The organism is Agathobacter ruminis (assembly GCF_002735305.1).
GTDB lineage: Bacteria > Bacillota > Clostridia > Lachnospirales > Lachnospiraceae > Roseburia > Roseburia ruminis.
This window is the reverse complement of the sequence record NZ_PDYG01000076.1, coordinates 1-649: the sequence shown is the minus strand read 5'-3', so window position 1 is coordinate 649 and position 649 is coordinate 1. Positions and strand designations below refer to the sequence as shown.

The 649-nt window shown below is 38.8% G+C and carries 1 protein-coding gene; it reads right to left on the bottom strand.

Annotated features, from left to right (window positions below):
* Positions 1-567: hypothetical protein (locus CSX02_RS09745; protein WP_099386551.1), on the bottom strand; the 567-nt coding region annotated here is incomplete at its 3' end.
* Between the last annotated feature and the right edge of the window lie 82 nt (positions 568-649).

Below are 649 nucleotides of genomic sequence, written 5' to 3'. Positions count from 1 at the left end.
TTTTTTTTTAATATCAAGTGGATCCACAAGCTCTGTAGTATTCTCCTTGACGTATGCTTCTACCACACCAAGTGGCTTGTCATCCTTGGTCTTACTGTCTTTTCCGAGAATGCTAAGGCGCATGCTCTCTGCCGTGTTCTGAAGCTGACTGTTCTTGAGATCACATGTACGTACGCGCACATTATATTCATCCTGCATCTTAGACTTAAGAATTCCTTCAAAATCAGCTTCTCTACCGTAGCTTCCTTGTCTACGCAATCTGCTTCTTAGCGCAATTGCTCCGGCTACAGTAAATGCTCCATATGATGTTGTGATCTCTGTCTCAGCATTGGAGGCAACAATCGCTGCATCAATCTTCTGGAATCTATCAATCAAATCAACTATCTGCTGATATGCAGACTCAGCCTCTTTCGCATATTCATCCTTATCAATACGTTTGAAATACACTTTGTCTTCATTTGGCTTTATGGTATCCACAAAGCTTGCTTTATCAATTTTATCTGCTATCTTCTTTACTAATAGGTCTCTTTCGTCAAGAGCCTGTGTTACTAACATTTTCTCGCTCATAAAAAATCCTCCCTTAAAATTATTTCTGTAAATAATTCTAAGGGAGGATTTGTAAGTTGTCATTGGACTTGTAGTATAAAAT